Origin of the sequence: Paraburkholderia nodosa, from assembly GCF_001718195.1 — a bacterium.
GTDB lineage: Bacteria > Pseudomonadota > Gammaproteobacteria > Burkholderiales > Burkholderiaceae > Paraburkholderia > Paraburkholderia nodosa_A.
The window spans coordinates 751193-757441 of the sequence record NZ_MCNV01000001.1 but is presented as its reverse complement, the minus strand read 5'-3'; the positions used below and the strand labels follow the sequence as shown (position 1 = coordinate 757441).

General features: G+C 64.2%; 7 protein-coding genes and 1 rRNA gene. All 8 read right to left on the bottom strand.

Annotated features, from left to right (window positions below; translation table 11 throughout):
• Window positions 1-172: ribosomal RNA gene (locus BFD71_RS03355) — 16S ribosomal RNA — on the bottom strand; the annotation flags it as partial.
• A gap of 219 nt (window positions 173-391) precedes the next feature.
• The gene (locus BFD71_RS40260) at window positions 392-616 is read right to left on the bottom strand and encodes a hypothetical protein (protein WP_141710548.1); all 225 of its coding nucleotides are present in this window, start codon (window positions 614-616) and stop codon (window positions 392-394) included.
• Between the two features lie 69 nt (window positions 617-685).
• A complete protein-coding gene (locus BFD71_RS03350; RefSeq protein ID WP_069261820.1) occupies window positions 686-1240 on the bottom strand; it encodes a phosphonate degradation HD-domain oxygenase in 555 nt (184 codons plus the stop codon).
• A gap of 73 nt (window positions 1241-1313) precedes the next feature.
• Complete coding sequence (locus BFD71_RS03345; protein WP_256094476.1) at window positions 1314-1940, bottom strand: GntR family transcriptional regulator; 627 nt, start codon at window positions 1938-1940, stop codon at window positions 1314-1316.
• A 130-nt stretch (window positions 1941-2070) separates the two neighbouring features.
• The gene (gene phnV / locus BFD71_RS03340; protein ID WP_069261818.1) at window positions 2071-2946 is read right to left on the bottom strand and encodes a 2-aminoethylphosphonate ABC transport system, membrane component PhnV; all 876 of its coding nucleotides are present in this window, start codon (window positions 2944-2946) and stop codon (window positions 2071-2073) included.
• On the bottom strand, window positions 2936-3850 hold the full coding sequence (locus tag BFD71_RS03335) for a 2-aminoethylphosphonate ABC transporter permease subunit (RefSeq protein WP_069261817.1): 915 nt from the start codon (window positions 3848-3850) through the stop codon (window positions 2936-2938). The genes phnV and BFD71_RS03335 overlap by 11 nt, the downstream gene beginning before the upstream one ends.
• A complete protein-coding gene (phnT, locus tag BFD71_RS03330; RefSeq protein ID WP_069261894.1) occupies window positions 3828-4937 on the bottom strand; it encodes a 2-aminoethylphosphonate ABC transport system ATP-binding subunit PhnT in 1110 nt (369 codons plus the stop codon). Before phnT ends, BFD71_RS03335 begins: the two co-directional genes overlap by 23 nt.
• 177 nt (window positions 4938-5114) lie before the next feature.
• Entirely contained in the window at window positions 5115-6197 is a 1083-nt protein-coding gene (gene phnS / locus BFD71_RS03325; protein ID WP_069261816.1) for a 2-aminoethylphosphonate ABC transporter substrate-binding protein, read from the bottom strand.
• Between the last annotated feature and the right edge of the window lie 52 nt (window positions 6198-6249).

Sequence of the window (6249 nt, the reverse complement as noted above, 5' to 3'; positions counted from 1 at the left end):
GCGGTATTAATCCGGCTTTCGCCGGGCTATCCCCCACTACTGGACATGTTCCGATGTATTACTCACCCGTTCGCCACTCGCCGCCAGGATTGCTCCCGCGCTGCCGTTCGACTTGCATGTGTAAGGCATGCCGCCAGCGTTCAATCTGAGCCAGGATCAAACTCTTCAGTTCAATACCTGTTACTGTTTTCGGTCTCTCTCGAGACCGGTCGCTCACTCAAAGCTGACAGGTTTTCTGAATAAATTCAAAAACCTGACTTACTTTAGTGTGAGACTCTTGATACTTTTGCTGCTCCCGGCTTCATTCCGAAGAACGAGGCCGGGTCGCCACCGCATCAAGCGCCCACACTTATCGGCTGTAAATTTTTAAAGATCGATCGCGAAGTTGCCGTTAAAACTGCTCAACTACCGGCTTCTTTCTGCGTTGCTGCGTCAGCAGCAGAGAAACGAGATTATGAAGACTGCCCGGCGATCTGTCAACAGGTTTTTTTACTTCGTTCAACCTGCCGCTCAACTTCGAATCACCCGCAGACCCAGCCACCACAAGGCTTTCGCCCCAGGCTTCCCGTCTCCCCGCGCCTTCATCGAAAGCGCGAAAGACCGGAATTTTAGTCACGCAGATGACATCTTGCAAGCGGTTTTTTGACTCGCGTGAAAATCGGAAAAGCGCGGGAGCGCAATCGCCTCAAACGTGGCGTTGCATGACGCGTTCGACGAGCTGTAAATAGTGGTCGAGATCCGGCGTCGGTTTGCCCGCCACCTTCGCGAGATCGTCCCAGCGGCGCAGGCGCACCGCGTCTTCGGCGTGGGGGCGTGCAGCGAAATCGCGCGCCTCATCTTCATTGAAGATGCCACCCTGCAGTTCGAGGCTGCGCACCGAGTCTGCGGAAAGGCAGCCGAAATACGCTTCATCGACGGCACAGAGGTAGCGCTTCGCATCCACATGCAGGCGGATCGGTTCCAGCACGCTATCGGGCAACACGGGCCGCAGGAACGGCAACGCATAGTACTGGTGCAGATCGTCGATGCCGCGTTCGGTCGGCGTTTCGCCCTGACGATTGAGCAGGTGACCCAGATCATGCAGGAATGCCGCGGCGGTCAGTTCTTCGGTCGCGCCATCTTCTTCTGCCAGCGCACCGCTTTGCAGCGCGTGTTCGAGTTGCGTGACCGGTTCGCCGCTATAGGCCAACGCACCATACGTCTCGAACAGCCCACGAATATCCGCGAGGCTCAGTGCCATCTTCTTCAACTCCTCTATGACGTGAATTCGGCGACGGCCCACACCTGAGCGCCGTCCATCGTTCCTTCCGCTCTCAGTCGCCGCAGGACTCGCGCATGCGCCTGGCCGATTCGTCGGCGTCGCGCGATGCGAGCGCGCTCAACAGCGCCCGATGCCCCGCATACGATGCATCCATTGCGCTGTGCGTCGGTGCTGCACGCTGCGAAGAGAGCCGCAATTCGCTCACGGTCCGCTCATAGGTCTCGCGCAGCCTGGCGTTGCCCGCCGCTGCCAAGAGCGACGCGCGAAACGCGTCGCGCGCTTGCAGAAACGCCTCACCCTTCTCGGCGACCACCGCGTCGCGCATCGCGTTGAGATGCTCGCGCAACTCCGCGACCTGCGTCGCGTCGATGCGCGGCGCCAGCATCCGGCATGCCGCTTCGCGCAACGCTGCGCACACTACGCCCAGTTCCTGAGCCTCAGCCGCGCCGACACTGCGCACGAACACACCGCGATGTTTCTCGTTGCGCACGAGACCTGCCTGCTCCAGCGCGCGAAACGCTTCGCGCACCGGCCCGCGCGAGACGGCGAGGCGTGCCGCCCAGTCGGCTTCGTTGAGTTTGTCGCCGGGTGCGAGCACGCCCGCCGCGATGCGTCGCTCGATCTCGTCGCGCACCAGGGCAGTCAGCGAATGCTGGCGCACCATGGCAAGCGGCGTCATGTCGGACAACGCCTCAGGATCGCCCGCGTTGCCGCTACTCGCACGCTCATCGCTCATCGGATCTTGCATGCCCTGCCTTGGCCGTCTGTTGCGCGCCTGCGGCGCATCGAACCGCATGGCATCCATCCGCTCAGTCCGCTCGCCGGCGCGGCACACGCGCCGCGATCAGCAGCAGCGCCCCCAGCGAGACGAGCAACAAGACCAGTGATAGTGCCGATGCCGGCAGGTAATAACCGCGCTCGACTGCGCCCACCACGACGATCGGCACCGTCGCAAACCCCGGCGGATACACCGTGAGCGTCGCGCCCAGTTCGCCCAGCGACAGCGCGAAGCCCAGCGCGAGACTCGCGCGGATGGCCGGCACGAGCTGCGGCAGCACCACGCGGCGCAGCACCATCGAAGGCGGCGCACCGAGACTCGCTGCCGCTTCGCGCAGCACGGTCAGCTCGGGACGCAGCGCGGCCGAAGCGCATCGATAGCAAAACGGCAGCACCAGAGCCAGCTGCACGAACACGACGATCGCAGCAGAACTCGACAGATCCACAGGCGCCTTGTGATAGGCGATCAACACTGCGAGGCCGAGCACCACGCTCGGCACGCCGTTGGGCACCATCGCGAGCGTGTCGACGACCGCGCCCAGACCGCGCCGGTCGCGCCCTTCGAGCGCGAGTGCGAGCCACAGACCCAGTGCCGTGCCGAGCACCGCCACGCCGAAGCCGACTTCGAGACTCGTTGCGAGCGCATCGAAGTCTGTAGAGCCGAGGCGCTCGAACCAGCGCGTGCTGAAACCGTCGGGCAAGATCGTGCCCGACCAGTGCGACGCGACGCTCGACAGCGCGACGACGATCACCGGCAACACGAAGAGCCAGAAGCACAGCAGCGCCGCGAAGCCAAGCAGTGTCGCGCTGGCAATGCGCGAGAAGAGGCTGCGCTCGACGGGCTGCGCGCGAAGATGCTTGGGCGGCAGCGCGATACGGTCGGAACCGGCGACGGGATTAGTTGACATTGCGCGCGCCTCCATGACTGCGTCGATTCACGCGCCGATACAGCGCATACAGGGAAAGCGACATCGCGAGCATGACCACGGCGCCTGCGGCGGCCGTCGGCAGATCGAGGTCGACCGTGGCCGAACTGTAGATCGCCACCGGCAGCGTGATGAGGTGCGCGCTGCCGAGCACGAGCAGAATGCCGAACTCGTTGAACGTCAGCAGAAAACACAGGATCGTGCCCGCCGCGATACCCGGCCAAGCGAGCGGCAGGATCACGCGCAGGGCGACCATGCGGCTGTTCGCACCGAGACTGCGTGCGGCTTCGATCAGGCGCATGTCGAGCAGCGCGAACGCGGCGAGCGTCGGGCGCACGACGAACGGCGCGTAGAACACCACTTCCGCGAGTACCACCCCGCCGATGCCGAACAGGAAGTCGAGCGGGGGTGCCTGCAAATGAAAGAGCCGTTGCAGCCCGATGCTCACGGAGCCCTGCGAGCCGTACAGAAAGATCAGCGTGAACGCGACGAGAAACGACGGGAACGCCACGAACAGTTCCAGAAAACGCGTGACGAGCTGTGCGCCCGGAAACGGTTTGAAGAACAGCAGCGCGGCGAGCGCGACACCCAGCACGGAAGCCAGACCCGCACTCAGGAACAGGATCCACAGCGTCGTGGCGATCACGCCGCGCGAATCGGGATTGCCGAAGAACGTCTCGTACGCGTGGAAGCTCAAGCCATGCGCGCCAGAAAGACTCAGCAGCACGAGCCGCACGAGCGGATAGACGACCAGCGGCCCGAGCACGAACACGAGCAGAAACGCGATATGCCATTGCGCACGCCGTTCGCGGCGGCGCACGGCGGCCGCGTGCGCATCGGCGCCGGGCAGAGCCTGGGCGGAATCAGGGGTTGATAAGGACGACATCGTCAGCCTCGTAACGCAGGGACACACGCATGCCTTTCGCCGGCGTCATGCCGTGGCCGCGCTGCATGGTGACGAGCACCGGTTCGTTCGGCATCGCGTCGAGCAGCACCGGCACCGACAGCACCGAGCCATACCACTCGACCGATTCGATCGTGCCGTGCAGCGAGCCTTCGCCGAGCGGCACGATGCGCAGGCTTTCGGGACGCAGGCATGCGAGCTTGTCGCGCACGCCGTGACGCGCATCGCCCACCGGGAACGCGACGTTCGGTGGCAGCAGGTTCGCCGCGCCCAGATAACGGGCCACGTAGGCGTCGTTGGGCGTGTCGTAGAGTTCCTGCGGCGTGCCCAGCTGCGCGATGTGGCCATCGCGCATGAGCAGCGTACGGTCGGAGAGCACGAGCGCGTCGTCCTGATCGTGCGTCACACAGACGATCGTCAGGTCGGGCAGCCGCTCGTGCAGCGCCTTCAATTCGGAGCGCACCGAGGCGCGCAGATTGGCGTCGAGCGCCGAGAGCGGCTCGTCGAGCAGGAGCACGTCCGGCTCGATCACGAGCGCACGCGCGAGCGCCACGCGCTGCTGCATGCCGCCCGAGAGCTGCGCGGGCATGATGTGCCCCGCGTCGCCGAGCTGCACGAGCTTGAGCGCGTCGGCCACGCGCCGCGCGATGTCGCGCGACGGTACGCGGCGCGCCTTCAACCCGAACGCGACGTTCTCGAACACCGAGAGATGCGGAAAGAGCGCATAGCTTTGGAACAGCAAACCCAGGTTGCGCTGATGCGGCGGCACATGGGTCAGATCGTGGCCCGCCACGGTGAGCGTGCCCGCGAGTCCGTCGGCTTCGATGAACCCCGCGATGAAACGCAGCAAGGTCGTCTTGCCGCAGCCGCTGCGGCCCAGCACGGTCAACAGTTCGCCGCGTCGGATCGTGAGCGACAGATCGTCGAGGACAGTACGCGCGCCGAAGCGCACGCTCAGGTGGTCGATCTGCACGCCCACAGCGCCGGAGGCGTCCGTGGCGTCAGTCAGTCCGGACACATCCGGCAGCGCGCGGGCCATGCCGGCCGGCGCGAGGCTTGCGGTATTCACCGGGTTCATCTCCTATCGACCAGAGTGGGCGCTTTAACTGTCGACCGGAGTTGGCGCTTTAGCGCTTACTCTGGTCCCATGCAAAGCGCCTGACTCTGGTCCTATGCAAAGCTGCCGATGGGACCTGGCGCTGAAGCACCAGGTCCCATCCCATACAAAATTACAAATTGCGGCTGCTTACTTCGGCTTCACGACTTCGAGCTGCTTGCCCGACGAGCCGATCACTTCGGTCTTCCAGCGCGTCGTCCAGTCGGCCTTCTTCGCCATCACCTGATTCCAGTCCACCGGGATCAGCTTCACGCCCTGGATGGCCTGCTTGACGGCTTCGCCGTTCTTGCCCGTGAGCGCCACGTCGGTGCGGCCCGGAATACCGAAGATGTCCGGCACCTTCGACTGCACGTCCGTCGACATCAGGTAGTCGATCAGCTTCTTGCCTTCAGCCTGGTTCGGGCCGTTCTTGATCAGGCCGATGGCGTACGGCAGCTGGAACGTCGTGGGATGACCGCCAGCGTCGGCCGAGAGGAAAATCGGCTTGAGCGAGAGGCCGCCGTTGGCTGCGTCGTCGAGATCCATCTGCAGGTCGCCGTTGGCCACCGCGATTTCGTTGCGCGAGAGCAGCACGTCGAGGTAGCCCGTGCCCTTGGTGTGGAACTTCGCGCTCTGCTCGAGCTTCTTGAGGTAGTCGAACGCCTTGTCTTCGCCCATCAGCGAGGTCGTGAGGATGATCACGGCCATGCCGTCGCCAGCCGTGGCCGGGTTCGAGTACGCGACCTTGCCCGAGTAGTCCGGGTGCAGCAGGTCAGCAAACGTCTTCGGCTCGTTCTTCACGACATCGGGATTGATCGCGAACGAGAAGTAGTTGTTCACGAACGTCGCCCACGAACCGTCGGTCGCCTTCGCGATCGTCGGCACGTTCTTGTAGTTCACGCTCTGGTACGGCTGGAGCAGGCCGCCCTGCTGCGCCGTCTGGATGAACGGCGGCAGCGTGACGATCACGTCGGCCTTCGGCGAGTCCTTCTCGACGTTCGCGCGGTTCACCACTTCGCCGCTGCCCGCCGTGACGATGTTGACCTTGACGCCTTCCTTCTTCTCGAAGGCCGGCAGCACGTCCTTGTAGAGATTTTCGAGGCCGTCGGCCGTGTACAGCACGACGGCGTCGGCGGCATGCGCGCTCGCGGCTGCGCCCAGAAGCGCCGCGGCGGCCGCGATCGGCAGCAGCTTGCGTGCAAAACCCGCGCGATGGGAATTCGTGTGGTTCATGTCACTCTCCGAAGGCAAAACCAGGTGCTCGGGATACCCGATGCGTTTGTTG

Bases quoted from the DNA above. Each gene is read 5' to 3' on its own strand.
- BFD71_RS03350 (WP_069261820.1), bottom strand. From the start codon at position 1,240: ATGGCACTGAGCCTCGCGGATATTCGTGGGCTGTTCGAGACGTATGGT.
- BFD71_RS03345 (WP_256094476.1), bottom strand. From the start codon at position 1,940: ATGACGCCGCTTGCCATGGTGCGCCAGCATTCGCTGACTGCCCTGGTG.
- phnV (WP_069261818.1), bottom strand. From the start codon at position 2,946: ATGTCAACTAATCCCGTCGCCGGTTCCGACCGTATCGCGCTGCCGCCC.
- BFD71_RS03335 (WP_069261817.1), bottom strand. From the start codon at position 3,850: ATGTCGTCCTTATCAACCCCTGATTCCGCCCAGGCTCTGCCCGGCGCC.
- phnS (WP_069261816.1), bottom strand. From the start codon at position 6,197: ATGAACCACACGAATTCCCATCGCGCGGGTTTTGCACGCAAGCTGCTG.